27 protein-coding genes are annotated in these 25,072 nt (G+C 59.2%); 12 read left to right on the top strand and 15 right to left on the bottom strand.

Annotated features, from left to right (window positions below):
• The first annotated feature begins 75 nt into the window (after window positions 1-75).
• The 3 genes from ACGSLL_RS13690 to grxD all read left to right on the top strand — a co-directional run bounded on the left by ACGSLL_RS13690 (window position 76) and on the right by grxD (window position 3,047).
• Complete coding sequence (locus ACGSLL_RS13690; RefSeq protein ID WP_090285872.1) at window positions 76-366, top strand: hypothetical protein; 291 nt, start codon at window positions 76-78, stop codon at window positions 364-366.
• Window positions 367-500: 134 nt separating this feature from the next.
• Window positions 501-2,606, top strand: a complete 2,106-nt coding sequence (locus ACGSLL_RS13685) for a molybdopterin oxidoreductase family protein (protein WP_394506597.1) — start codon at window positions 501-503, stop codon at window positions 2,604-2,606.
• A 99-nt stretch (window positions 2,607-2,705) separates the two neighbouring features.
• On the top strand, window positions 2,706-3,047 hold the full coding sequence (grxD, locus tag ACGSLL_RS13680; RefSeq protein WP_394506595.1) for a Grx4 family monothiol glutaredoxin: 342 nt from the start codon (window positions 2,706-2,708) through the stop codon (window positions 3,045-3,047).
• Between the two features lie 194 nt (window positions 3,048-3,241).
• On the opposite strand, the gene bfr is transcribed toward grxD, so the two are convergent.
• Complete coding sequence (gene bfr / locus ACGSLL_RS13675) at window positions 3,242-3,715, bottom strand: bacterioferritin (protein ID WP_039758367.1); 474 nt, start codon at window positions 3,713-3,715, stop codon at window positions 3,242-3,244.
• A 200-nt stretch (window positions 3,716-3,915) separates the two neighbouring features.
• Window positions 3,916-4,134, bottom strand: coding sequence for a bacterioferritin-associated ferredoxin (locus ACGSLL_RS13670; protein ID WP_394506593.1), 219 nt, complete (start codon window positions 4,132-4,134; stop codon window positions 3,916-3,918).
• A gap of 312 nt (window positions 4,135-4,446) precedes the next feature.
• Between ACGSLL_RS13670 and ACGSLL_RS13665 the strand changes: the two genes are divergently transcribed.
• Entirely contained in the window at window positions 4,447-5,049 is a 603-nt protein-coding gene (locus ACGSLL_RS13665) for a peroxiredoxin (RefSeq protein WP_003227723.1), read from the top strand.
• A gap of 74 nt (window positions 5,050-5,123) precedes the next feature.
• Here ACGSLL_RS13665 and rnt read toward each other — a convergent pair whose 3' ends face one another.
• Both rnt and pyrC read right to left on the bottom strand, forming a co-directional pair.
• Window positions 5,124-5,801 (bottom strand): ribonuclease T, encoded by a 678-nt coding sequence (gene rnt / locus ACGSLL_RS13660; protein ID WP_090285860.1) that lies wholly within the window; start codon window positions 5,799-5,801, stop codon window positions 5,124-5,126.
• Window positions 5,798-6,844, bottom strand: a complete 1,047-nt coding sequence (gene pyrC / locus ACGSLL_RS13655; protein ID WP_090285858.1) for a dihydroorotase — start codon at window positions 6,842-6,844, stop codon at window positions 5,798-5,800. The genes rnt and pyrC overlap by 4 nt, the downstream gene beginning before the upstream one ends.
• A gap of 160 nt (window positions 6,845-7,004) precedes the next feature.
• On the opposite strand from pyrC, the gene ACGSLL_RS13650 reads away from it, so the two are divergent.
• Together ACGSLL_RS13650 and ACGSLL_RS13645 are read left to right on the top strand one after the other, a co-directional pair.
• Window positions 7,005-7,919: a flagellar protein MotY gene (locus tag ACGSLL_RS13650; protein ID WP_394506589.1), complete on the top strand. Its 915-nt coding sequence runs from the start codon at window positions 7,005-7,007 to the stop codon at window positions 7,917-7,919.
• A 129-nt stretch (window positions 7,920-8,048) separates the two neighbouring features.
• Complete coding sequence (locus tag ACGSLL_RS13645) at window positions 8,049-9,266, top strand: argininosuccinate synthase (protein ID WP_007916658.1); 1,218 nt, start codon at window positions 8,049-8,051, stop codon at window positions 9,264-9,266.
• 130 nt (window positions 9,267-9,396) lie between these two features.
• Here the strand turns inward: ACGSLL_RS13645 and ACGSLL_RS13640 are convergent, their stop codons facing one another.
• A complete protein-coding gene (locus ACGSLL_RS13640) occupies window positions 9,397-10,113 on the bottom strand; it encodes a hypothetical protein (RefSeq protein WP_394506586.1) in 717 nt (238 codons plus the stop codon).
• A 504-nt stretch (window positions 10,114-10,617) separates the two neighbouring features.
• Here ACGSLL_RS13640 and ACGSLL_RS13635 point away from each other — a divergent pair.
• A complete protein-coding gene (locus tag ACGSLL_RS13635; RefSeq protein WP_007916656.1) occupies window positions 10,618-11,244 on the top strand; it encodes a response regulator transcription factor in 627 nt (208 codons plus the stop codon).
• 87 nt (window positions 11,245-11,331) lie between these two features.
• On the opposite strand, the gene ACGSLL_RS13630 is transcribed toward ACGSLL_RS13635, so the two are convergent.
• From ACGSLL_RS13630 to metG, 8 genes are all read right to left on the bottom strand, one after another.
• Complete coding sequence (locus tag ACGSLL_RS13630) at window positions 11,332-11,511, bottom strand: PA3496 family putative envelope integrity protein (protein WP_394506584.1); 180 nt, start codon at window positions 11,509-11,511, stop codon at window positions 11,332-11,334.
• A 107-nt stretch (window positions 11,512-11,618) separates the two neighbouring features.
• Window positions 11,619-12,257 carry an endonuclease III gene (gene nth, locus ACGSLL_RS13625; RefSeq protein WP_394506582.1) on the bottom strand — a complete coding sequence of 213 codons (639 nt, stop codon included), beginning with the start codon at window positions 12,255-12,257 and terminating at the stop codon, window positions 11,619-11,621.
• Window positions 12,254-12,835 carry an Rnf-Nqr domain containing protein gene (locus tag ACGSLL_RS13620; RefSeq protein WP_394506580.1) on the bottom strand — a complete coding sequence of 194 codons (582 nt, stop codon included), beginning with the start codon at window positions 12,833-12,835 and terminating at the stop codon, window positions 12,254-12,256. Before ACGSLL_RS13620 ends, nth begins: the two co-directional genes overlap by 4 nt.
• Window positions 12,832-13,425: an RnfABCDGE type electron transport complex subunit G gene (locus tag ACGSLL_RS13615; RefSeq protein WP_394506578.1), complete on the bottom strand. Its 594-nt coding sequence runs from the start codon at window positions 13,423-13,425 to the stop codon at window positions 12,832-12,834. The genes ACGSLL_RS13620 and ACGSLL_RS13615 overlap by 4 nt, the downstream gene beginning before the upstream one ends.
• On the bottom strand, window positions 13,422-14,405 hold the full coding sequence (locus tag ACGSLL_RS13610) for an RnfABCDGE type electron transport complex subunit D (protein WP_394506576.1): 984 nt from the start codon (window positions 14,403-14,405) through the stop codon (window positions 13,422-13,424). The genes ACGSLL_RS13615 and ACGSLL_RS13610 overlap by 4 nt, the downstream gene beginning before the upstream one ends.
• Window positions 14,392-15,399, bottom strand: coding sequence for an electron transport complex subunit RsxB (gene rsxB, locus ACGSLL_RS13605; protein ID WP_394506574.1), 1,008 nt, complete (start codon window positions 15,397-15,399; stop codon window positions 14,392-14,394). Before rsxB ends, ACGSLL_RS13610 begins: the two co-directional genes overlap by 14 nt.
• Window positions 15,396-15,965: an electron transport complex protein RnfA gene (locus tag ACGSLL_RS13600; protein WP_394506572.1), complete on the bottom strand. Its 570-nt coding sequence runs from the start codon at window positions 15,963-15,965 to the stop codon at window positions 15,396-15,398. The genes rsxB and ACGSLL_RS13600 overlap by 4 nt, the downstream gene beginning before the upstream one ends.
• A 114-nt stretch (window positions 15,966-16,079) precedes the next feature.
• Window positions 16,080-18,131, bottom strand: coding sequence for a methionine--tRNA ligase (metG, locus tag ACGSLL_RS13595; protein ID WP_394506570.1), 2,052 nt, complete (start codon window positions 18,129-18,131; stop codon window positions 16,080-16,082).
• A 154-nt stretch (window positions 18,132-18,285) separates the two neighbouring features.
• Here metG and apbC point away from each other — a divergent pair, with 154 nt between their 5' ends.
• Entirely contained in the window at window positions 18,286-19,380 is a 1,095-nt protein-coding gene (gene apbC, locus ACGSLL_RS13590) for an iron-sulfur cluster carrier protein ApbC (RefSeq protein WP_394506568.1), read from the top strand.
• A gap of 131 nt (window positions 19,381-19,511) precedes the next feature.
• Here the strand turns inward: apbC and ACGSLL_RS13585 are convergent, their stop codons facing one another.
• A complete protein-coding gene (locus ACGSLL_RS13585; protein ID WP_394506566.1) occupies window positions 19,512-20,270 on the bottom strand; it encodes an SDR family oxidoreductase in 759 nt (252 codons plus the stop codon).
• Between the two features lie 163 nt (window positions 20,271-20,433).
• Between ACGSLL_RS13585 and ACGSLL_RS13580 the strand changes: the two genes are divergently transcribed.
• The 4 genes from ACGSLL_RS13580 to groL all read left to right on the top strand — a co-directional run bounded on the left by ACGSLL_RS13580 (window position 20,434) and on the right by groL (window position 23,956).
• The gene (locus ACGSLL_RS13580; RefSeq protein ID WP_394506564.1) at window positions 20,434-21,159 is read left to right on the top strand and encodes a HugZ family pyridoxamine 5'-phosphate oxidase; all 726 of its coding nucleotides are present in this window, start codon (window positions 20,434-20,436) and stop codon (window positions 21,157-21,159) included.
• A 71-nt stretch (window positions 21,160-21,230) separates the two neighbouring features.
• Window positions 21,231-21,707, top strand: a complete 477-nt coding sequence (locus ACGSLL_RS13575; RefSeq protein WP_090285827.1) for an FxsA family protein — start codon at window positions 21,231-21,233, stop codon at window positions 21,705-21,707.
• A 258-nt stretch (window positions 21,708-21,965) separates the two neighbouring features.
• Window positions 21,966-22,259, top strand: a complete 294-nt coding sequence (locus ACGSLL_RS13570) for a co-chaperone GroES (RefSeq protein WP_007916610.1) — start codon at window positions 21,966-21,968, stop codon at window positions 22,257-22,259.
• A 50-nt stretch (window positions 22,260-22,309) separates the two neighbouring features.
• Entirely contained in the window at window positions 22,310-23,956 is a 1,647-nt protein-coding gene (groL, locus tag ACGSLL_RS13565; protein ID WP_090285825.1) for a chaperonin GroEL, read from the top strand.
• A gap of 189 nt (window positions 23,957-24,145) precedes the next feature.
• On the opposite strand, the gene ACGSLL_RS13560 is transcribed toward groL, so the two are convergent.
• The gene (locus tag ACGSLL_RS13560; protein WP_394506560.1) at window positions 24,146-24,889 is read right to left on the bottom strand and encodes a phosphatase PAP2 family protein; all 744 of its coding nucleotides are present in this window, start codon (window positions 24,887-24,889) and stop codon (window positions 24,146-24,148) included.
• Between the last annotated feature and the right edge of the window lie 183 nt (window positions 24,890-25,072).

Raw genomic sequence — 25,072 nt, 5'->3', positions numbered from 1 at the left:
TGGCCGGGTTGAAACATTTGCTAAAGCAAAGTGCTGGGTTATAAATAACATTCGAGCGACGCAGGAAGCCTCCGCATGGAATCGAAAGAACAACTGTTAATGGAACTGCTGGGCCACACGGCTCGCTCCTTGACCCACCTCACCGCCTCGGTCACCTCGATGTCGTTCGAACTGCTGCGCAGTGAAGACGAAGTGGTGAAGACGGCGGGTCGCCACATGATCGATCGCATGGCGACCATCAGCGCCGGGCTCGACGAGCACTGGCGGCTGATCGGCGAACTGACCGGCGTACACGTCGCCCACGAGCAGATCGAAACCATTCAGGAAATCCAGCTGGCGCCGCCACCCCAGTTGCCGTCGAACTGACGACGCGGCGCTATCGGCCCGCCTGATACGCCCCGATTCACAAGACGAACGTCGCTGGCGCCGTGGTCCTGCCGGGGCCATAGTTTTGTTCCCGCGGGCGCGATCGCCCGCCCCGAACAAGACAGAGACTGGCCATGACCAAGACTCTCCATCACCGTGCCTGCCACCTGTGTGAAGCCATCTGTGGCCTGACCATCGAGACCACTGAAACCGATGGCCAGGTCGCGATCACCTCGATCAGGGGCGATGCCCTCGACACCTTCAGTCGCGGCCACATCTGCCCCAAAGCGGTGGCATTGCAAGATATCCAGAACGACCCTGATCGCCTGCGCCAACCGATGCGGCGGGTCGGTAGCGAGTGGCTGCCGATCGGCTGGGATGAGGCGTTTGCATTGGTGGCGTCGAAGCTGGCGGCGATTCAGGAGCATCATGGGCAAAACGCCGTGGCGGTCTATCAGGGCAACCCGAGCGTGCATAACTATGGGCTGATGACCCACAGCAACTATTTTCTCGGCTTGCTGAAAACCCGTAATCGCTACTCGGCGACGTCAGTTGATCAGTTGCCCCATCACCTGAGCAGTTACCTGATGTACGGCCACGGCTTGCTGCTGCCGATTCCTGACATCGATCACACCGATTTCATGTTGATCCTGGGCGGTAATCCGCTGGCTTCCAATGGCAGCATCATGACCGTGCCGGATGTCGAGAAGCGTCTCAAAGCGATTCAGACGCGTGGCGGCAAAGTGGTAGTGGTCGATCCGCGCCGCAGCGAAACAGCAGCGATTGCGGATCAGCATCTGTTCGTTCGCCCGGGCGGCGATGCCGCGCTGTTGTTCGGTGTGCTCAATACCCTGTTCAGCGAAGGTCTGACCCGCGACAGTCATCTGCCGGTCGATGGCCTCGACGAGGTGCGCGCTGCGGTGGCGACGTTTACTGCGCAGGCGATGAGCCCGTTATGCGCCGTTCCGGCCGAGCAGATCCGCCAACTGGCGCGCGATTTCGCTGCCGCGCCGAGTGCGGTGTGCTACGGACGCATGGGCGTTTCGACCCAGGCGTTCGGCACGCTGTGCCATTGGCTCGTGCAGTTGATCAATCTGGTCACCGGCAACCTCGACCGCGTCGGCGGTGCGTTGTGCACCGAACCTGCTGTTGACCTGGTGGCCTCGACCTCGGGCGGGCATTTCAACAAATGGCAGAGTCGCGTTTCGGGCCGGCCCGAATACGGTGGCGAGCTGCCGGTGTCGGCGCTGGCCGAGGAAATGCTCACCGAAGGCGAAGGGCAGATCCGCGCGTTGATTACCGTGGCTGGCAATCCGGTGCTGTCGACGCCGAACGGACGGCAACTGGAGCAGGCGCTGGACGGGCTGGAGTTCATGCTCAGCATCGACCTGTACATCAACGAAACCACGCGCTACGCCGACCTGATCCTGCCGTCGACTTCGGCGCTGGAAAACGATCACTACGACACCACCTTCAATCTGTTTGCGGTGCGCAATGTCACCCGCTTCAATCGCGCAATCCTCGGCAAACCGGAAGGCGCGCTGCACGACTGGGAAATCTTCGTCGGCCTCGCCAAAGCGTTCGCGGCGCAGACCGGCAAAGAACTGAAACCGACCATGGCGCCGTCGAAGATGATCGACATGGGCTTGCGCATGGGCCTTTACGGCGACGGATCCGAACACAAACTGTCGCTGGCGACGCTGTTCGATCATCCGCACGGGCTTGATCTCGGTGCTCTGAAGCCCAACCTGACCGCACGCCTGAAAACCCCGAATCAGCGCATACAGGCCGCGCCTGCGGAAATACTCGCCGATCTTCAACGCTTCGCCGCATTGCAGGCGCCCGCCATCGATCAACTGCTGATGATCGGCCGCCGTCACGTGCGCAGTAACAATTCGTGGATGCACAACTACCATCGTCTGGTGAAGGGCAAGCCGCGTCATCAGTTGCTGATGCATCCGGCCGATCTCGCCAGCCGAGGCCTCAGTGACGGCCAGCGAGTACGTGTCAGTTCGCGGGTCGGGCAGATCGAGGTGGAGGTGCTGGGCAGCGAGGACATGATGCAAGGGGTGGTCAGCCTGCCGCACGGTTGGGGCCATGCGCGACCGGGCGTGCAGATGGCGATCGCCAGTGGCCAGCCGGGTTCGAGTGCCAACGACCTGACCGATGAGTGCCAGCTCGATGAGTTGTCCGGCAACGCGGCGCTCAATGGTGTGCCGGTGACGGTGGTGGCGGCTTGAGCATGTGTCTGTCGGGGAGACCGAGCAGCGCGCTCGGGATTCCGTTACAATGCGCCACCGTGCCGACCCATGAGTCGGAAAGTTCAGCCGAGGTGCTCCATGGATATCATCGAAACGATTAAAGAGCAGATTGCCAACAACACCATTCTGCTTTACATGAAAGGCTCGCCGAATGCCCCGCAGTGCGGCTTCTCCGCAAAAGCTGCGCAGGCTGTCATGGCCTGTGGCGAAAAGTTTGCGTACGTGGACATCCTGCAGAACCCGGAAATCCGCGCCAACCTGCCGAAGTACGCCAACTGGCCGACTTTCCCGCAACTGTGGGTCGGCGGTGAGCTGATCGGCGGCAGCGACATCATGACCGAGATGGCAGCAGACGGTTCGCTGAAAAGCACCATCAAGTCGGCGGTCGAAGCTGCTGCGGCGAACAAGTCCGAAGCCTAAGCGCTTTTCTGTAGGTGTGAGCCAGCTCGCGATAGCGTTCTGTCAGTTGTTTAAGTATTGACTGATCCAGCGCCTTCGCGAGCAGGCTCGCTCCCACAGGGACTTCGGCACTGACCGAAGTCCAGGCAATAAAAAGCCCCGCACCTCAAAAGAGGGCGGGGCTTTTTAGTGTCTGGCGTTCAGCGGGCGCTGACTTACTCTTCGCCCATCTGCGATTGCAGGTAATTCTCCAGACCGATCTTGTCGATCAGGCCCAGTTGGGTTTCCAGCCAGTCGATGTGTTCTTCCTCGGACTCGAGAATGTCTTCGAGGAGTTCACGGCTGCCGAAGTCGGCAACGGTTTCGCAATGAGCGATGGCGGCTTTCAGGTCGGCGTGGCCGGTCTTCTCGATACGCAGATCGCACTCGAGCATTTCACGGGTGTGCTCGCCGATGTGCAGCTTGCCCAGGTCCTGCACGTTCGGCAGGCCTTCGAGAAACAGGATGCGCTTGATCAGCTTGTCCGCGTGCTTCATCTCGTCGATGGATTCTTTGTATTCGTGCTTGCCGAGCTTGTTCAGACCCCAATCTTCGTACATGCGCGCATGCAGAAAGTACTGATTGATCGCGACCAGCTCATTGGCGAGGATCTTGTTGAGATGCTGGATGACGGTAATGTCGCCTTTCATGATCGGAGTCCTGCCCTGTAATCGCGGTATATAAGGCGGAGTTTGAGCTTCACACTTATAAGTGTCAAACCTAAGTTATTGAATAATATATGAAAATTAATCGGAATAAGAATGTTTGTGTTCCGCGTCTTGATGCTAAGCGATTGATTTTCAGGCATAAAAAAACCGGACATAAGTCCGGTTCTTTGAAATTGGGCTGATCAGGCGGCAGTAAATTCTGCAGGGAAGGGAATCGCGGCCTGAGCGGTTTGCAGCTTGGTCAGGGTTTCGCGGACCACTTCCTTGGCAAGGCACGCACATTTGCCGCATTGGCTGGCGACGCCGGTCGCCTGGCGAACTTCTTTGTAGCTGCAGCAACCTTCATAGATCGCTTCGCGGATCTGTCCGTCGGTGACGCCAGTGCAGAGGCAAACATACATAAGTAAGAACCGTCGCTGGTTGTGACTCAATTGCGATGGATCTTAATGTTAACGAGAATGATTGTCAAAGTGCTTTCCGGCAGCTTTCGAGCTTATTTGGCTCATGACTGACGAACGGTGTTTGAGCGCCGTTTGCCTGTCCCTATAAATGCCAGACGGACAGCCGACGTGGAAAATCCGTTGAGGACAGGCCAAAAACGCAGTGTATGATGGTCGTCCCTTGCGAAGAGGGTTCGTGTCACAGGGCTGTCGCCTGAGGGTGGCAGGCTGGCCCGGACCCTGAACTTCAAGTCTTTACACCAGGAGATATCAATGAGCGTACTCGTAGGCAAACAAGCCCCTGACTTCACCGTCCCGGCCGTACTCGGCAATGGCGAGATCGTCGACAGCTTCACCCTGTCCTCGGCCATCAAAGGCAAATACGGCCTGGTGTTCTTCTACCCGCTGGACTTCACCTTCGTCTGCCCGTCCGAGCTGATCGCTCTGGACAACCGCATGGCTGACTTCAAGGCTCGCAACGTTGAAGTGATCGCTGTGTCGATCGACTCGCACTTCACCCACAACGCCTGGCGCAACACCCCGGTCAACAATGGCGGCATCGGCCAGGTGAAATACACCATGGCTGCCGACATGAAGCACGACATTGCCAAGGCCTACGACGTTGAGTCGGAAGGCGGCGTGGCGTTCCGTGGCGCGTTCCTGATCGACGACAAGGGCGTTGTTCGCTCGCAGATCATCAACGACCTGCCGCTGGGCCGTAACATGGAAGAGCTGATCCGTCTGGTCGACGCACTGCAATTCCACGAAGAGCACGGCGAAGTCTGCCCGGCCAACTGGAAGAAAGGCGACAAAGGCATGAACGCTTCGCCAGAAGGCGTTGCGGCTTACCTGACCGAGAACGCTGCTGCCCTGTAAGGCGCAACGTCGAGGTACAAAAAAACCGGCCCACGTGGCCGGTTTTTTCATGCGCGGGATTTGATCGATGACGATCAGTCGTCGAAATCTTCCCAGCCGCCCATCTGCTTCCAGCGGTTGACGATGCCGCAGAACAGCTCAGCGGTTTTCTCGGTGTCGTAACGCGCCGAGTGCGCCTCGCGGCCATCAAAATCGATGCCGGCGGCCTGACAGGCTTTGGCCAGCACGGTTTGACCGTACGCCAGACCAGCCAGCGTCGCGGTGTCGAAGCTGGAGAACGGGTGGAACGGGTTGCGCTTCATGTCCAGGCGCGCAACTGCCGCGTTGAGGAAGCCCAGGTCGAAACTGCTGTTATGCCCAACCAGAATCGCCCGCTTGCAGCCGTTGGCCTTCAATGCCTTGCGAATACCGCGGAAAATGTCGGTCAGTGCGGTTTCTTCGCTGACGGCCATGCGCAGCGGATGATCGAGTTTGATCCCGGTGAACTCCAGCGCCGCTGCTTCGACATTGGCGCCCTCGAAGGGCTCGACGCGGAAGAAGTAAGTGTGATCCGGGTAGACGAAACCCTTTTCATCCATGGCGATGGTGGTCGCGGCAATCTCCAGCAAGGCATCGGTGGCCGCATTGAAGCCACCGGTTTCTACGTCGACGACAACCGGCAGGTAGCCGCGAAAACGTGCTGCCATCGGATGGCGAGAACCGCCGCCGCCATTTTGACCGTCCAGCTCGTCGTCGAAATGCTCTTCACTCACGCGTGTTCCTCCAGCAGGCGCCAGCGCAGTTTTTCACCGGCGCGCAGCGGGATAACGGTCAGCTCGCCGAAAGGCAGGCTGGTCGGGGCGGTCCATTCTTCACGAACCAGGGTGATGCGATCGGTGTTCGTCGGCAGGCCGTAGAAGCGCGGGCCGTTGAGGCTGGCGAAGGCTTCAAGCTTGTCCAGCGCGTTACGTTGTTCGAACGCTTCGGCGTACATCTCGATGGCGGCATACGCGGTGTAGCAGCCGGCGCAGCCGCAGGCGGCTTCCTTGGCGTGCTGGGCGTGCGGCGCCGAGTCGGTGCCGAGGAAGAACTTCGCGCTGCCGCTGGTGGCGGCGTCGAGCAAGGCTTCCTGATGCGTATTGCGCTTGAGGATCGGCAGGCAATAGAAGTGCGGCCGAATCCCGCCCACCAGCATGTGGTTGCGGTTGTACAACAGGTGATGGGCGGTGATGGTCGCGCCGACGTTGGCCGAAGCCTCGTTGACGAACTGCACGGCGTCGCCGGTGGTGATGTGTTCGAACACTACCTTCAGCGTCGGGAAACGCTCGACCACGCGGCGCATATGTTCGTCGATGAAGATCTTTTCGCGGTCGAACACATCGACGTCGCCACGGGTGACTTCACCGTGGATCAACAGCGGCATGCCGACGTCGGCCATGGCTTCCAGCGCCGGGAAAATCTTGTCGATGCTGGTCACGCCGGAATCGGAGTTGGTGGTCGCGCCGGCCGGGTACAGCTTGGCGGCGTACACAAAACCGCTGGCCTTGGCCTGACGGATTTCTTCCGGTTGGGTGCGGTCGGTGAGGTACAGCACCATCAACGGCTCGAACTGACTGCCGGCCGGGCGGGCAGCGAGAATGCGCTGACGATAGCCGTCGGCTTCAGCGGCGTTGCGCACCGGTGGCACCAGGTTGGGCATGATGATCGCGCGCCCGAAGGTGCGAGCCACATCGGCAACGGTATTGGTCAACACGGCACCATCGCGAAGATGAATGTGCCAGTCGTCGGGACGCAGCAGGGTCAGGCGGTCGGACATGAGGGGCTTCCAGGCGGGTCAAACTGAGGCGAATGCTACCGGAAAAGACTCTTGCAGGCACCCGCTATCAAGTTTTGCCACAAGCGTCCGATATCCCGAAGGTATGCCGTAAACATTGTGTGAATCGGTGTTTGTGTTTCACAAGCCAATGGAGCCTCCCGTGCGCCAGCGTTATTTAGCCTTGCTCAGTGTGTTTGCCAGCCTTCCCGCGATGGCGCTGACCTACCAGACCCGTCTGGAGAACATTGAGTGGACGGTCGCCGGCGACAAGTTCGAGTGTCGTCTGACCCAGCCGATCACCGATTTCGGCTCGGGCGAGTTCGTGCGCAAGGCCGGCGAGCAGGCGATTTTTCGCCTCAACGCCTACAACGCCATGCTCGGCGGCGGTTCAGCGACCTTGCTGGCGGCCGCTGCACCCTGGCAGCCGGGACGTGGCGACATCAATCTGGGCAGCGTGCGGCTGGGCAGCGGCAATGTCCTGTTCAACAGTTCGCAGTCGCAGGCTGGCGGGCTGATCAGCGGGCTGCTGGACGGTCGCAGTCCGGTCGTGCGCCGCGCATCGGGTGATGGCCGGGTCTCGGAAGTGCGCCTGCTGCCGGTCAAGTTCAGCAAGGCCTTCAACGATTACCAGACCTGTGTGGCGAAGTTGCTGCCGCAGAATTTTGACCAGATCAAGCAATCGCAGATCGGCTTCCCGGGCGAAGGCGTTGACCTCGACCCGGCGGCCAAAGCCAAACTGCAAGTGATGCTCGAATACATGAAGGCTGATCCGACGGTGAACCACATCGAACTCGACGGGCACTCGGACAACAGCGGCAATCGCCTGACCAATCGTGAGCTGTCGCGCCGCCGAGCGCTGGCGGTGGTCGACTTCTTCAAGGCCAATGGCATTCAGGAGTCGCAGATCACGGTGCGTTTCCACGGCGAGCAGTATCCGATCGTGCCGAACACCAACAAAGCCAACCGTGCGAAGAACCGTCGCGTCAACGTAAAACTGGCGCGCGTCGCACCCACGACGGCCCCCGCTCCAGCGCCGCAAGCGAGTACGCCAGCCGCGGCTGCAGCGACTTCCTGACTCGCCGGTCATCGTCGCGCTCTCGACAGATTCTGTCGCTTTGTCGTCTTAAGCTGTCGCGCCTCTGTAAATTATCGCGTTTGAGCGGTAGACTCCCCGGCTTTCCGTAGAACCCCGTGGAGTGATGGCATGGCGGACGTAAACAAGGTCGTTCTGGCGTATTCCGGCGGCCTGGACACTTCGGTGATCCTCAAGTGGCTGCAGGATACTTATAACTGTGAAGTGGTGACCTTCACCGCCGATCTCGGTCAAGGCGAAGAGGTCGAGCCGGCCCGCGCCAAGGCCCAGGCCATGGGCGTCAAAGAAATCTACATCGACGACCTGCGCGAAGAGTTCGTGCGCGATTTCGTCTTTCCGATGTTCCGCGCCAACACCGTTTACGAAGGCGAGTACCTGCTGGGTACTTCCATCGCACGTCCGCTGATCGCCAAGCGTCTGATCGAAATCGCCAACGAAACCGGCGCTGACGCCATTTCCCATGGTGCGACCGGCAAGGGCAACGACCAGGTGCGTTTCGAACTGGGCGCCTACGCACTCAAGCCAGGCGTGAAAGTGATTGCCCCTTGGCGCGAGTGGGACTTGCTGTCGCGCGAGAAACTGATGGACTACGCCGAGAAGCACGCGATCCCGATCGAGCGTCACGGCAAGAAAAAATCCCCGTACTCGATGGACGCCAACCTGCTGCACATCTCCTATGAAGGCGGCGTGCTGGAAGACACCTGGACCGAGCACGAAGAAGACATGTGGAAATGGACCGTCTCCCCGGAGAACGCTCCTGACAAAGCGCAATACCTGGAACTGACCTACCGTAACGGCGACATCGTTGCGCTGGACGGCGTTGAAATGACTCCGGCCACCGTGCTGGCGACGCTGAACAAGATCGGTGGTGCTCACGGTATCGGCCGTCTCGACATTGTCGAAAACCGTTATGTCGGCATGAAGTCCCGTGGCTGCTATGAAACCCCGGGCGGCACCATCATGCTGCGCGCGCACCGCGCCATCGAGTCAATTACCCTGGACCGCGAAGTCGCTCACCTCAAAGACGAGTTGATGCCGAAATACGCCAGCCTGATCTACACCGGTTACTGGTGGAGCCCGGAGCGTCTGATGCTGCAGCAGATGATCGACGCGTCGCAGGTCAATGTGAACGGCGTTGTGCGCCTGAAGTTGTACAAAGGCAACGTGATTGTCACTGGCCGCAAGTCCGACGATTCGCTGTTCGATTCCAACATCGCGACCTTCGAAGAAGACGGCGGCGCTTACAACCAGGCCGACGCGGCGGGCTTCATCAAGCTCAACGCGCTGCGCATGCGCATTGCTGCCAACAAGGGTCGCAAGCTGTTCTGAGTCTTGCACTCTGACGCGCAATGAAAAGGGCGGCCTTGTCTTTGAGACAGGGTCGCCCTTTTTTGCATCAATGGTTGTCTGCTTGGGCCGGGCAATGTTCCGGATCCTCGCGCTTGGCAATGCCTCATGTTCAGACTCTTCCCAACAGCGTCACTGCTTGTGAGCAGAGGTTGTAGACGATGCATGGCGTTTTGCCGGAACCTTTCTTCACTTGCCTGGCTGACAACAGCGCATGTTGCGTCAGCAACACATCCGACACGTGATTGGAAAGGAACACGATCACTCGCGCCGTTTTGCGATCAAGGTTGCGTATGTTGTGCACAATCGTCGCCAGTTCCTTCGTCGCATCGACATCCCGCGCATCGATCAGATGCAGATGACTGACCCACGCCGGCAACTGGATATTGTGCTGAACGATCTGACTGGGTTTCGGAACGCTATCCGTTGGCGGATCGGCTGCATTGTGGACTTTGCACGAGTCTTTACGCTCGACACCGCCCGACTCGCCGGGCAGGACACAACTCGATAGACCGAATGCACCTTGATCACAAGCTTCGGGGGGCGGTGCGTTTCGCTTGTTGTCGCGTTCGTTGGTTTCTATGACTTTAAGAAAGTTCTTGTCTTTATCAAAGTCTGAAGGTGAATAGAGGGAGCGATAATTGAAGTTCAAGGTGATAAAGAATAGAAACAGCAAGTAGAATGGAAAGCTTATTAGAAACCATACATATATTTCCCTGTCTTTGTTGTCCAGGAATGGCAGTGATACGGCTGCCGATGTTTCGGATATTGCGGCGAATATGGCTATTACTGTCATCGGGTTGGCAATTTTATTCTTGAGTTTAATCATCTTTGTACTCTTTGATTTGATTTTTGTCATGGTCGTGATTGATTGGCTAAGTTGTTTTAGTTGCGCGGCGAGTACTTATATTTATAGAAAATCCACTAGCTTGGGTATAAATATCTTGTTTCAAGTGTTTAGGGTGTTCAAGGTTTCCTGCCTGGCAGGGCGACAGGTATTTCCCAGTGTTTCCAATCATTGAACCGTGAGTTCGCAGTTTTCGGTTCAACGCCTGCAAGCACCGTTGGGGCGCAGGCATTTTTGCTATTGCCGCAGCGCTCGACAGTGCTGGAAGTACCCTGCAACAAGGTTGAAGATCAAACGTAGCCGTCAGCGGAACAGTGGAAAGCGTCGGACGTTCAGGAGGTAGGCGATTTTTTGTAGGATTAATCCGCGATGACTGTAGGGTATGTCTCTCGATGCAAGTGCATGTCAACCTTGGCATGCCATGGAGCAAGTGACTGGGATATTGTGCGTGCTCTAAAAATTCGAACAGCGAAACTGGACTTGCCCATGAATAAAGTGCTGATCGTGGATGATCATCCTGTCATTCGTCTTGCGGTGCGTATGCTGATGGAACGTCATGGCTACGAAGTCATCGCAGAGACCGATAACGGTGTGGATGCGTTACAACTTGCTCGAGAACAAATGCCGGATATTGTCATTCTGGATATCGGAATACCCAAACTTGACGGTCTGGAAGTTATCGCTCGCCTGACTTCAACGGCGATGCCGATCAAAGTACTGGTGCTGACTTCCCAGGCGCCCGGGCATTTTTCGATGCGCTGCATGCAGTCGGGTGCAGCCGGTTACGTCTGCAAACAGCAGGACCTGACCGAATTGCTCAGTGCAATCAAGGCCGTGTTGTCCGGCTACAGCTATTTCCCCAATCAGGCATTGCATACCGTGCGTACCAGTCTGGGCAATGCCAGCGAAGCGGACATGGTGGATCGTCTGTCCGGCCGGGAAATGATGGTGTTGCAGCAGTTGGCGCGCGGCAAGACCAACAAGGAAATTGCCGACGGCATGTTCTTGAGCAACAAGACCGTGAGCACCTACAAGACGCGCTTGTTATTGAAGCTCAATGCGCGCTCGCTGGTCGATCTGATCGAACTGGCGCAGAGAAATGGTCTGGTCTGACATTTCGAAAGCTGACAGGTCATGGGCTGGCCGGATTCAGTGAATGGCAGACAGTAAAAAGCCTCCGGTTCGGGAGGCTTTCAGGTATCAAAGATCAAAATCGTAATCAGCCAACTGCCTTTGCAGTCGGCGCTCCTCAAGCAGGTTATCGATGGTGCGGCGCTTGCTCAGGTTGGTCTTTGCAACTTCGACCACGGGCTCACTATCGTCGGACTCAACGGGAATAAAATCGTCGTCTTCATCCACGGGTACTTTGTCGTCGCTCATAAGGTTAGCTCCCGGCCAAGATTGCCTTTGGCGCTCCTTATATCGATATTCCGGTGGCGGGTAAAAAAGTTTTTTTCAATCGGCTTATCAATTTTCCCAATAGCCGCTCAATCGTCCGAAGTTTTCGCCTTGTACTCACACAGGTCCTCTATCCGGCAACTGCCGCAGCGCGGCTTGCGCGACAGACACACATAACGTCCGTGCAGAATCAGCCAATGGTGGGAGTCGAGCAAAAACTCCTTGGGCACAAACTTCATCAGTTTCATTTCTACTTCAACCACGTTCTTGCCCGGCGCAATGCCGGTGCGGTTGCTGACCCGAAAAATATGCGTGTCGACCGCCATGGTCAGTTGCCTGAATGCCGTGTTTAGCACCACGTTGGCGGTTTTGCGGCCCACGCCGGGCAAGGCTTCCAGTTCTTCACGGGTTTGCGGTACCTCGCCGCCGTGGCGTTCGACCAGCAGGCGGCAGGTTTCGATAACGTTTTTCGCCTTGCTGTTGTAGAGGCCGATGGTCTTGATGTATTCGGACAGGCCTTCAACGCCCAAGGCATGGATCGCGGCCGGTGTATTCGCCACCGGGAACAGCTTTGCCGTGGCCTTGTTGACGCCAACGTCCGTCGACTGTGCCGATAGAATCACTGCGATCAACAGCTCGAATGGCGATGAATAGGCCAATTCGGTTTTTGGCTCGGGATTGTCTTCGTGCAGACGGCGGAAAATCTCCAGACGTTTTGCGGCATTCATGGTCGATGCATTTCCTTTGAATTCAATTTCGGGCGAACCAGTGCCTGACGCGCCGCCAGCAGCAGCGCCAACATAATAAAAGCGCCTGGAACCAGACTGATCAGTGGCAGTCCCCCGCTGAACAGGACGATACCTTGCCAGGTGTCCGAGGGGCTGCGGCCGAGACCGCCGCTCCCCGCAACTTCGCGCAGGATGCCCAGCAGCAACAGCAATCCGCCTGACAGAGCGCAGAGTCTGCCGCGCTCGGCCAGCGCCATGCGCCAGAAACCATGGTATTCGAGCACTACACATTGCAAGGCGATCACGCTGGCATACAGGCCGAAAGCGTGCTGCCACGACAGAAACCAGCGTTGCGTAAACAGGTCGGCGCAGCTGCTGAGCGTTGCCGCTAGCAATACACTCGCAAACAGTCTGCCAGTCTCCGTCAATTGCGGGCGTAACGCGCGCATGCACAGGCCGTACAGGCCCACGACAACGCTGAACATCAGCAGAATGCCGATCGCGCCAGCCAGTGAACCGCTGCTGCCCAGCAGCAATGTCAGCATCATGCAATGAGCGAGGTCTGACGACGGTTTCATGTTCCGCTCCCCAATAGTGCGGCGCGGTGTTCATCAAAGTAACGCAGGGCGTCATGCACCGCATTGATCACTGCGCGAGACGTAATGGTCGCTCCGGCGATCTGATCGAACTGTCCTGCATCCCTCTTCAGCGCCCAACCGGCATCGCTCGATTTGCCGGCAAACGCCTGCAGCCAGGCATTCGGCCGGTCCGCCAGATGCCCGCCAAGTCCCGGTGTTTCGCGCTGTTCCAGGGTTTTCACCGCGAGCAATCTGCCATTCGGCTCGATGACGATCAATAATTCGATCACGCCCACATAGCCCTGAGTCTGACTGCGCAACAGTATCGCCGCGGACTTGCCATTCAGCGTCGCGCGATAACCTGCGCTCAACTGGCTGTGTTCCAGTCGGGTATCGATCAAGCTCAGTGGTTGCCGCAGCGGCTGATTGTCGTAGCTCTCGGGCGCCAGCATATCGAGCCATTTGCGGCTGTCGAGCAAGTGCTGGGCGGCGGCGATCTCCGGCGCGCTCGCTCGCGCCAGCAGGTAAGTCGCGGCGATACCGCTGATGGCCACCAGCAGCACGATCATTGCGCTCACCCGGCGATTCACGGGTTCACCTTGATCTGTCGACGCGCATCGATTCGCTCAAGCGCTGGCACGCAGAGGTTCATCAGCAACACCGCAAAGGCCAGCCCGTCCGGGTAGCCGCCCCACGTGCGGATCACGTATGTCAGCAACCCGACCCCAGCGCCGAAGAGCAAACGGGCCAGTGCGCTTTTGGCGCCGGAGACTGGCTCAGTGACAATGAAGAACGCGCCGAGCATGGTCGCGCCGCTGAGCAGATGAAACAGCGGTGAACCCTGCGAATCCGATCCCGAGCCGTTCCAGCACAGCAGGCTGATCACCAACAGACTGGCGAGCATGCCCAACGGTGCGTGCCAGCTAAACACCCGCCGTTGCAGCAAAAACACGCCACCGGCCAGAAACGCCAGATTCACCCACTCGGCAGCGCGACCACCAAAGTGCCCGAACGCCGTATGGCTGGCGAACAGTTCGTCCATGGTCAGGCTGGTGTTGGTGCGTAGCGTGTCCAGCGCGGTCGCCTGTGCCCAGGCGTCCGGCGCCTGACCCGAGCCAGATATCTGTTGCAAGGTTGCCGCCAGCTCCAGACCATGTGCCGGCCACTGCGTCATCGCGCGCGGGAACATGATCATCACCAATGCAAAGCCGAGCATCGCCGGATTGAACGGGTTTTTTCCTGTGCCGCCATACACGTGCTTGCCGAACAGCAAGCCCGCGCCCATTGCGATCACCGTCAGCCACCAAGGGCCATAGGCAGGCAATGCCGCCGCCAGCAATATTGCGCTGACCAGCGCGCTGGCGTCGCGCAGCGCTGGCCGCAGGGGCTGCCGGCGCAGTTGCGCAACGCCCGCTTCGACAGTCAGCGCGGTGCCAACCGCCAGCATCAGGTTGATCAACATGCCCCAGCCATAAAACCAGAACAGTGTCAGCAGCCCTGGCACCGTGGCCAGCAGCACGGTTCTCATCGCCTGTTGCAGGCGATCGTCGGCTGCCTCAAGGGGCGGCATGTTCGTTTACCTGGCGCTCGGCAGCTTGCAGTCGCGCGCGAGCCTCTTCAAGAATCTCGGCGGGCGTGTCGGCGTTACGTTCGAGCTTGCCGTATTCGGCACGACACATCGCCAGCTGGATCTTGGCCCGCTTCAGGTCGGCGTCTGTTGCGGGGGGCGGTGGGGGCGCTGCGGGGACGGCGCTATTCTCCAGATGCGCCAGCACCTGTTCAGCCGCTTCGAACTGGCGCTGCAAAACGGTCAATTGCGCCTGCTGCTCGAAGGTTGGTGGATGGCCGAAGGCTTTCAGCGATTTGTGCAGTTGCGCGCGGCTCATCGCGACATCGACTTTGGCTTTCTTCACGGCCGCGTCTGCGTTCGCCGCTTTTTGCGCTCGCACCCGTTCAAGGGCGGCCTGCACCGGGTCAGTGGTGCTCACTTGCGCTTGTGCCGGTCGCTTTGCCCGAGCCTCACGTTCAGCCTGTTTCTGCTGTTCTTCGCGGCGCAGGCGTTCGTTGCGCCGCTCGAAGCGTTGCCGTGCGTGATCGCGTTTGGCGGCGCGTGCGCGTTGCTCGTCGAGGCTGAAGGCCAGCCCGCCCACCACCGGCAACGTCTCGGGCGGCAGCGGGTGCATTTCGATGCAGTCCACCGGGCACGGCGCGACGCACAGGTCGCAACCGGTGCACTCGTCGATCAGGACGGTGTGCATCAGTTTCGCCGCGCCGACAATCGCGTCGACTGGACAAGCCTGAATGCACTTGGTGCAGCCGATGCACTCGGCTTCGCGAATGAACGCTACCTGCGCCGGCGCCGAGCCGCGGCTGACGTCCAGTTCCAGCACCGGCACTTTCAACAGCTCGGCCAGCGCGGCGATGGTTTCCTCGCCACCCGGCGGGCACTTGTTGATCGGCTCGCCCGCGGCGATGCCTTGCGCATAAGGTTTGCATCCGGGATGACCGCACTTGCCGCACTGGGTCTGCGGAAGGAGGGCATCGATGCGTTGAATCAGACTCATGTTTTGATCAGTCCACTGAATCCGAGAAAAATCACTGCGATCAGTCCGGCGCCGAGCAGATCGATCGGCAAGCCGCGAAAGGGCAGGGGAATGTCGTTGTCAGCCGTGCGTTCACGCAGGTCGCTGAACAGGCTCAGCACCAGCCAGAATCCCAACCCGGCGCCCAGGCTCAGCGCCATTGCGTGAAGCAGGCCCTGATCGTTTTGCGCGTTGATCAGCGCGAGGCCGAGAACGCCGGCATTGCCCAGCAACAGCGGCCATAAACCGTCGAAGGGAAGGTTCGGCAACCCACGCGCCAGGCCTTTGAGCAGCGGTGCAATCAGCAAAACGCTCATCGGCAGAAACACGAACAGACGCAGGGCCTGAAGTTGCAGCGGCACCAGCAGCCAATGCCAGATTGCGTAGCCGATAACGCCAACGATCACCATCAGACACAGCGTCGCCAGCCCCAACGCATGCACTTGGCGACGGCTGCCCGCCAACAGCGGATCGACGCCCAGCGGCCAGTGCAACACGAAGTTGTTGAGCAGCGCGGCACTGATCAGCGTTAGCACGAATTCAGTCATGGTTCTGCCAGCGAAACGGGCGGGTGTCTGTTTAGGTTAGGCCTTATCCGGCCGTATATGAAAAATCCCACCGGCATGCAGCGCACGCCGGTGGGATCGATTTACCGCACTGTCTTACTTGATACGTTGACCCGGCTTGGCGCCGCTGTCCGGGCTCAGCAGGTAGATCTCTTCACCACCGGGACCTGCCGCCATCACCATGCCCTCGGAGATGCCGAACTTCATTTTCCGCGGCTTGAGGTTGGCGATCATCATGGTCAGGCGACCGTCGAGTTTCGACGGGTCCGGGTAAGCGCTCTTGATGCCGGAGAACACGTTACGTTGCTCGTCGCCGATATCGAGGGTCAGGCGCAGCAGCTTGTCGGCGCCCTCAACGTGCTCAGCCTTGACGATCAGCGCCACGCGCAGATCGATGGCGGCGAACGCGTCGAAATCGATTTCCGGCGACAGCGGATCCTTGGCCAGTTCGCCATTGCCGGCCGGCGCGGCTGCGCCCGTGTCGGTCTGGCTGGCGGTGAGGTCTTCTTTGGAGGCATCGGTCATGGCTTGCACTTTTACCGGGTCGATACGCGTCATCAACGGTTTGAATTCGTTGAGCTGATGGTTGGCCAGCAGCGTGGTGTGGTCGTTCCAGGTCAGCGGCGCGACGTTGAGGAACGCCTCGGCATCGGCGGCCAGCAGCGGCAGCACCGGTTTGAGGAAGATCACCAGTTGGCGGAACAGGTTGATGCCGGTGGCGCAGATCGCCTGGACTTCATCCTGCTTGCCTTCCTGCTTGTTCAGCGACCACGGTGCCTTGTCAGCGATCCACGCGTTGGCGCGGTCGGCCAGGGCCATGGTTTCGCGCATGGCACGGGCAAAGTCGCGCGCTTCATAGGCGTCGGCAATGCTCGGCGCGGCAGCGAGAAAGGCCTCGGTCAGCTCCGGCGCGGCATTGTTGTCGACCAGCAGACCGGCGTTGCCCTTGTGGATAAAACCGGCGCAACGGCTGGCGATGTTGACTACTTTGCCGACCAGATCGGAGTTGACCTTCTGCACGAAGTCTTCGAGGTTGAGGTCGAGGTCGTCGACGCCACGGCCCAGTTTCGCCGCGTAGTAGTAGCGCAGGTATTCCGGCGACAGGTGATCCAGATACGTACGCGCCTTGATGAAGGTGCCGCGCGACTTGGACATCTTCTGGCCGTTGACGGTCAGGTAACCGTGTACGTTGATCGCGGTCGGCTTGCGGAAACCCGCGCCTTCGAGCATCGCTGGCCAGAACAGCGCGTGGAAATTGACGATGTCCTTGCCGATGAAATGGTACAGCTCGGCGGTCGAATCCTTGCCCCAGAACGCGTCGAAGTCCAGCTCCGGCGTACGGTTGCAAAGGTTCTTGAAGCTGGCCATGTAGCCGATCGGCGCATCCAGCCACACGTAGAAATACTTGCCCGGCTCGCCCGGAATCTCGAAGCCGAAGTACGGCGCATCGCGGGAGATGTCCCACTGTTGCAGGCCGGCGTCGAGCCATTCGGAAAGCTTGTTGGCGACAGCGTCCTGCAGGGTGCCGCTGCGGGTCCAGGCCTGCAGCATGTCCTGGAAGTCCGGCAGCTTGAAGAAGAAATGCTGGGAATCCTTGAGCACCGGGGTGGCGCCGGAGATTGCCGACTTCGGATCCTTCAGGTCGGTCGGGGCGTAGGTCGCGCCGCATTTTTCGCAGTTGTCGCCGTACTGGTCTTCGGTGCCGCATTTCGGGCAGGTGCCCTTGATGAAGCGGTCGGCCAGGAACATTTTCTTTTCCGGGTCGAAATACTGGGTGATCGAGCGCTGGGCGATATGCCCGGCGTCACGCAGCTTGAGGTAGATCTGGCTCGACAGCTCACGGTTTTCTTCGGCGTGAGTGGAGTGGAAGTTGTCGAAATCAACCAGGAAATCGGCAAAGTCGGCGCTGTGTTCAGCCTGCACGTTGGCGATCAGTTGTTCCGGGGTGATGCCTTCCTTTTCCGCGCGCAGCATGATCGCCGAACCGTGGGCGTCGTCGGCGCAGACATAGATGCATTGGTTGCCGCGATGCTTCTGGAAGCGCACCCACATATCGGTCTGGATGTATTCCAGCATGTGGCCAAGGTGGATCGAACCATTGGCGTAGGGCAGGGCGCTGGTGACGAGGATCTTGCGTGGCTCGGACATGTAGGGCTTCGCTACTTGATGAAACGGAGGTCGGCCACTATAAAGCGCCGGACAAGATATTTCACCCCTGCAAATCGTTGCCGGGCATGCCGTCCGGAGGATAGAAGGGGTAGGATAGCCGCCATCTTTTCCAGTCTTGTTATCGGAGTTGCCCATGAGCGCCGTCACTCGCGCAGCGGTGGAAGCCGTCCTCAGCCAATACACCGACCCTTACCTGAACCAGGATCCGGTCAGCGCCGGTTGCGTAAAAAACATCGAGATCATCGGTGACCGCGTCAACGTGCAGCTGGAAATCGGCTACGCCGCCGGTCTGTTCAAAAGTGGTTGGGCGCAATTGCTGCAACTGGCCATCGAAAATCTCGACGGCGTAGTCACCGCTCGCGTCGAGGTCAACAGCGTGATCGCCGCGCACAAGGCCCAGGCGCAGATTCCGGGGCTGGCCAACGTCAAGAACGTGGTCGCCGTGGCTTCGGGCAAGGGCGGCGTGGGCAAGTCGACCACCGCTGCCAACCTCGCTCTCGCACTGGCTCGCGAAGGCGCCAAAGTGGGGATTCTCGACGCCGATATCTACGGCCCGAGCCAGGGCATCATGTTCGGCATTCCCGAGCGTACCCGCCCGGAGGTCAAGGACCAGAAATGGTTCGTGCCGCTCAAGGCCCACGGTGTCGAAGTCATGTCGATGGCGTTCCTCACCGATGACAACACGCCGATGGTCTGGCGCGGGCCGATGGTCTCCGGCGCGCTGCTGCAACTGGTCACGCAAACTGCGTGGGGCGATCTGGATTATCTGGTCATCGACATGCCGCCAGGCACTGGCGACATCCAACTGACCCTGGCGCAGAAAGTCCCGGTGGCGGGCGCAGTGATCGTCACCACGCCACAGGACCTGGCCCTGCTCGACGCGCGCAAAGGCGTGGAAATGTTCCGTAAGGTCAACATTCCGGTACTGGGCGTGGTGGAAAACATGGCCGTGCACATCTGCTCGAACTGCGGGCATGCCGAGCATCTGTTCGGTGAGGGCGGTGGCGAGAAGCTTGCCACCCAGTACGGCGTGGAACTGCTGGCCTCGCTGCCGCTGTCGATGCTGATTCGCGAACAGGCCGATGGCGGCAAGCCGACAGTGATCGCCGAACCGGACAGCCAGATCGCCATGGTCTACCAGGAACTGGCCCGCCACGTCGGCGCGCGGATCGTGTTGCAGGAAGCGGCGACGCCGGCGATGCCGAATATCACCATCAGCGACGATTGAATAAACGCTGGATGAAAATGTGGGAGCGAGCCTGCTCGCGAAGAGGGAGTGTCAGTCAACGAAGATGTTGGCTGACCCACCGCTTTCGCGAGCAGGCTCGCTCCCACAGTTGTGTTGTGTTGTGTTGGCAATCAGATCCGCAACCCGCCATCCATCTCCAGAATCCGTCCGGTGTAGTAGTCGTTCTCGAAGATGTACGCCGCCGAATGGGCAATCTCCTCCGGTTTGCCCATGCGCTTGAGCGGGATGCCCGAGGTCATTTTCTCCAGCGCTTCGGGTTTCATGCCCAAGGTCATTTCAGTTTCGATGAAGCCCGGCGCAATGCCGGCCACGCGAATGCCGTAGCGCGCCAGCTCCTTGGCCCAGGTCACCGTCGCCGCCGCAACACCGGCCTTGGCCGCGGAATAGTTGGTCTGGCCGACGTTGCCGGCGCGGGAGATCGACGAAATATTGATGATCGCGCCGCTGTTCTTCAGCTCGACCATTTTCGCCGCTACCTCACGAGTGCAGAGGAACACGCCGGTCAGGTTGACATCGATCACTGCCTGCCACTGCGCCAGGCTCATTTTGCTCATTTCGCCGTCCTTGACCTTCAGCAACAGGCCGTCACGCAGTATTCCGGCGTTGTTGATCAGGCCGTGAATCGCGCCAAAATCAGCGGCAACCTGAGCGACCATGTGCTCGACCTGTTCTTCATTGGCGACGTTGCACAGGTAGCTGCGCGCCTCGACGCCCTTGGCTTTGCACGCGGCGACGGCGTCGTCGAGTTTTTCCTGATTCAGGTCGACCAGCGCGAGCTTCGCGCCTTTGCCGGCGAGGTACTCGGCCATGGAGCGGCCCAAACCCTGGCAACCGCCGGTGATAATGATTACTTTGTCGTTGAGTTGCATGCGCGTGCCCCGATTGCTGGTCTGATGGTTTTTATTCTTGGCGGCTCCCGTTTCGCCCCGGCCGTGACCGGGTTGCGCAGGAGCATTGCCCGATGGCGTGGCCGAAACCTGTTTTCGCGCGCCTGTCCGTTTTTTCGACGGATTCTATTCAAGGAGTCATAAATTGAGCGTTGAAGTGGCGAAGAATGCCCGAGAATTGCTTCTCAAGGAATACCGTGGAGTGCTCTCGACCCACTCCAAGTCGATGCCCGGTTTTCCGTTCGGCTCCGTGGTCCCGTATTGCCTGGACGAGCAGGGCCGACCGCTGATCCTGATCAGCCGCATCGCCCAGCACACCCACAACCTGCAAAAAGACCCGAAGTGCTCGATGCTGGTCGGCGAGCGCGAGGCCGATGACGTACAAGCGGTGGGGCGTCTTACTTATCTGGCCGAAGCGCAAAAGCTCGAAGACGCTGTCGCCATCGAAGCCGCCGCTGAGCGTTACTACCGCTACTTCCCGGATTCGCAGAATTATCACAAGGCTCACGATTTCGACTTCTGGGTGCTCAACCCGGTGCGTCACCGCTATATCGGCGGTTTCGGTGCGATTCACTGGATCGATCAGTTGACCCTGGCCAATCCGTTCGCCGGCAAGGCTGAAATCAGCATGGTCGAGCACATGAACAGCGACCACGCCAAGGCCATCGCCCATTACGTCGAGCTCGCCGGTTTGCCGAACAGCGTGCCGGCGCAACTGGCCGGGATCGACAGCGAGGGCATGCACCTGCGCATCGGTCAGGCGTTGTACTGGCTAGGCTTTCCAAGCCCTTGCAATACGCCGACACAAGTACGCGAAGCCCTGGTTTCATTGGCTCACGCCGAGGTCTGGGCAAAAAAAGCGGATTGTTAAGGTTGAATTCACGCAAGGGCGACGTCATCTAAGGCTTACTGCAAGGCATTTCTTGCGTTGAGGACAATTTGATGCGCCCTTTTCTGTTGCTCTTTCTGCTGTTTCCAGTGCTGGAGCTGTTCGTATTCGTCAAAGTGGCAGGGGCGATCGGGTTCTTCCCGGCCCTGCTGCTGATTATCGTCGGCTCGATGTTCGGCGTGTTCGTGCTGCGCATCGCCGGCCTCGCCACGGCCCTGCGTGCCCGTGAAAGTCTGAACCGCGGCGAACTGCCAGCGCAGACCATGCTCGAAGGTTTGATGCTGGCGCTGGCCGGCGGTCTGTTGATCATTCCAGGCTTTATCAGCGACGTGGTCGGTCTGGTCATGTTGCTGCCGTTCACCCGGCGTCTGCTGGCGAACAAAATGCGTCAGCGTGCCGAAGACCAGGCCATGCGCCAGCGCGCCTTCGCCGATGACCTGCAACCCCGTGGCGGTCCGGCACCGCGCGAGCCGTTGGGCCGCGAGCCAAACGTGATCGAAGGCGAGTTCGAGCATCGCGACCACAAGTAACCTCAGCATCGACACGGCACCTTCGGGTGCCGTGCTCGTTTTGGGGCCAAATCGCTGGACGGCGTCAAAATTTTTTTTACCCCAGCCCTTGTAATCAGCTTGTACGCCCCTATGTATCGGTCACCGAAAGGTTTCCGGTGATTACACCGGACAGACTTGCGCGGTTCGCTCGACGAGCCGCACCCGGCACAGGCCGGATTTGTTAAACCCGCCGGGACTACACCGGCCGATGAAAACCACAATTAGGAGAGATCGACAATGAAGCTTCGTCCTCTGCATGACCGCGTCGTCATCCGTCGCAGCGAAGAAGAAAAGAAAACCGCTGGCGGTATCGTCCTGCCAGGTTCGGCTGCTGAAAAAGCCAACCACGGTGTGATTCTCGCTGTAGGCCCGGGCAAAGCTCTGGAAAACGGCGAAGTGCGTGCACTGTCCGTGAAGGAAGGCGACAAGGTTGTGTTCGGTCCTTACTCCGGCAGCAACACTGTGAAAGTCGATGGCGAAGACCTGCTGGTAATGAGCGAGAACGAAATCCTCGCGGTTATCGAAGGCTGATACTCCCGTTCATTTTCCCGTTACTACAAAGTATTTAAGGAATATCGATCATGGCTGCTAAAGAAGTTAAGTTCGGCGATGCCGCCCGCTCCAAGATGCTCAAAGGCGTCAACGTTCTGGCTGACGCGGTAAAAGCGACCCTGGGCCCGAAAGGCCGTAACGTGATCCTCGAGAAGAGCTTCGGCGCTCCGACCATCACCAAGGACGGCGTGTCCGTCGCCAAAGAAATCGAACTCGAAGATCGCTTCGAAAACATGGGCGCGCAGCTGGTCAAAGACGTTGCCTCCCGTGCCAACGATGACGCCGGTGACGGTACTACCACTGCGACCGTTCTGGCTCAGTCGATCGTCAACGAAGGCCTGAAAGCCGTCGCTGCCGGCATGAACCCGATGGACCTGAAACGCGGCATCGACAAGGCGACCATCGCCATTGTCAAAGAGCTGAAGGCCCTGTCCAAGCCATGCGCTGATTTCAAAGCCATCGCTCAGGTCGGCACCATCTCCGCCAACTCCGACAACTCCATCGGCGACATCATTGCCGAAGCCATGGAAAAAGTCGGAAAAGAAGGTGTGATCACCGTTGAAGAAGGCTCGGGCCTGGAAAACGAACTGTCGGTTGTAGAAGGCATGCAGTTCGACCGTGGCTACCTGTCGCCGTACTTCGTCAACAAGCCGGACACCATGGTTGCCGAGCTCGACGGCCCGCTGATCCTGCTGGTCGACAAAAAGATCTCGAACATCCGCGAAATGCTGCCAGTGCTGGAAGCTGTGGCAAAAGCCGGCCGTCCGCTGCTGATCGTTGCCGAAGACGTTGAAGGCGAAGCCCTGGCGACTCTGGTGGTGAACAACATGCGCGGTATCGTTAAAGTCGCTGCCGTCAAGGCACCAGGCTTCGGCGATCGTCGCAAGGCCATGCTGCAGGACATCGCTGTTCTGACCGGCGGTACCGTGATCTCCGAAGAGATCGGTCTGAGCCTGGAAAGCACCACCCTGGAGCACCTGGGTAACGCCAAGCGTGTGACCCTGTCCAAAGAAAACACCATCATCGTTGACGGTGCTGGCGTGCAGGCAGACATCGAAGGCCGTATCGCTCAGATCCGTGCCCAGGTTGCCGAAACTTCCTCGGACTACGACCGTGAAAAACTGCAAGAGCGTCTCGCCAAGCTGTCCGGCGGCGTTGCAGTGATCAAGGTTGGCGCTGGTTCCGAAGTCGAAATGAAAGAGAAGAAGGCCCGCGTTGAAGACGCCCTGCACGCAACCCGTGCAGCCGTTGAAGAAGGCGTGGTACCTGGCGGTGGCGTAGCGCTGATCCGTGCTCTGGAAGCCCTGACCGAACTGACCGGCGACAACGCTGACCAGAACGTCGGTATCGCTGTGCTGCGTCGCGCTGTTGAAGCGCCGCTGCGTCAGATCGCTGCCAACTCCGGTGACGAGCCAAGCGTCGTCGTCAACGAAGTGAAGAACGGCAAGGGTAACTTCGGTTACAACGCTGCTTCCGGCGAATACGGCGACATGATCGAAATGGGCATCCTGGACCCAACCAAGGTAACCCGTTCGGCTCTGCAAGCCGCAGCCTCGATCGGCGGTCTGATCCTGACCACCGAAGCAGCTGTTGCTGACGCACCGAAGAAAGAAGGCTCGGCTGGCGGCGGTATGCCAGACATGGGCGGCATGGGCGGCATGGGCGGCATGATGTAAGCCAGCCTTACCCCCGTAACGAAAAACCCCGCCTGTGAAAGCAGGCGGGGTTTTTTATTGCCAAAATCTCGAAGTTCACTGAAACCCATTGTGGGAGCGAGCCTGCTCGCGAAAGCGGTTTGTCATCCGACATGGAAACCAGTTGACCCGACCATTCGCGAGCAGGCTCGCTCCCACGGGTTCCTTGTTTCAGGCGTTGATCGGGTGTGGGTTTGCAACCGCCGCAGCCTTGCCCGCCGGGCGATACAGCACCCAGTAATAAGCCCCCAGGCAAATCAGCCAGCAGAATATTGCCGTCCACACGTTGTGCGAGAAGAAGTGCGCGCCCTGCATCATCCGGCTGATCGAAAACACCGAACCCAGCGCAAAGGCGAAGATAAATGCCTGCCGCGCCAGCCGTGGGCGACGATCACGCAGGACAAAGAACAGCGCGAACAAGGTAAAACCTGTCGCCGCATGCCCGCCCGGCCAGCAACGGCCCGGCTTGTCGGTCGGTGGGCGGTGTTCCATCAGTTTGCTGTACGTTTCGTGCCCACCGAATTGTTCCAGGCTCCACGGGCATTGCACCGCCGTCACGGCTTTGACCGGGGTGACGAATGAAGTGGCCAGGCCCAGCGACAGCACCAGGCAGCCCAGCTCACGTTTGAACGGTTTGAGTCGGGCGAGGAAAAACGCGCCGATGAAACCGAGGATCGCGAACACCGAGAAGGCGATGACCACCTGTTTGGCGCGGTCGTGCAGGATGTCTTCGAGAAAGTAGCTGTGCCGTCCGATGAAGTCGCCGGCGACCGGGTCATAGAACAATCGGGCCAGATCCATGTCCAGGTCGGTCAGTTCGAGCAACACCAGAATGATCGCTGCAACGGCGGGTATGCCCAGGCATAACCACAAGTTCAGCGGCCGCGAAACGGGACGGGCAGAAGTCAACGCCATGGGCAATTCCTTGGTCGGCAAGAGTGTTCGGGCAAGCGTAATCGCGCGGAGTCTGCGCGCACGGGCGTTGCCGATTCGTAAATCGAAAGTGAAAAAAACGTTGGCGGGCAGCATCAGCATTTTTATCGCCAAACAACCCGACACATGCCTAGCCGTGAGCCACACTTGGCCGTAAGCTGCGCG

The organism is Pseudomonas retamae (assembly GCF_043496865.1).
Lineage (GTDB): Bacteria > Pseudomonadota > Gammaproteobacteria > Pseudomonadales > Pseudomonadaceae > Aquipseudomonas > Aquipseudomonas retamae.
The sequence above is the reverse complement of the archived record's forward strand: the minus strand, read 5'-3'. Positions and strand labels throughout refer to the sequence as shown.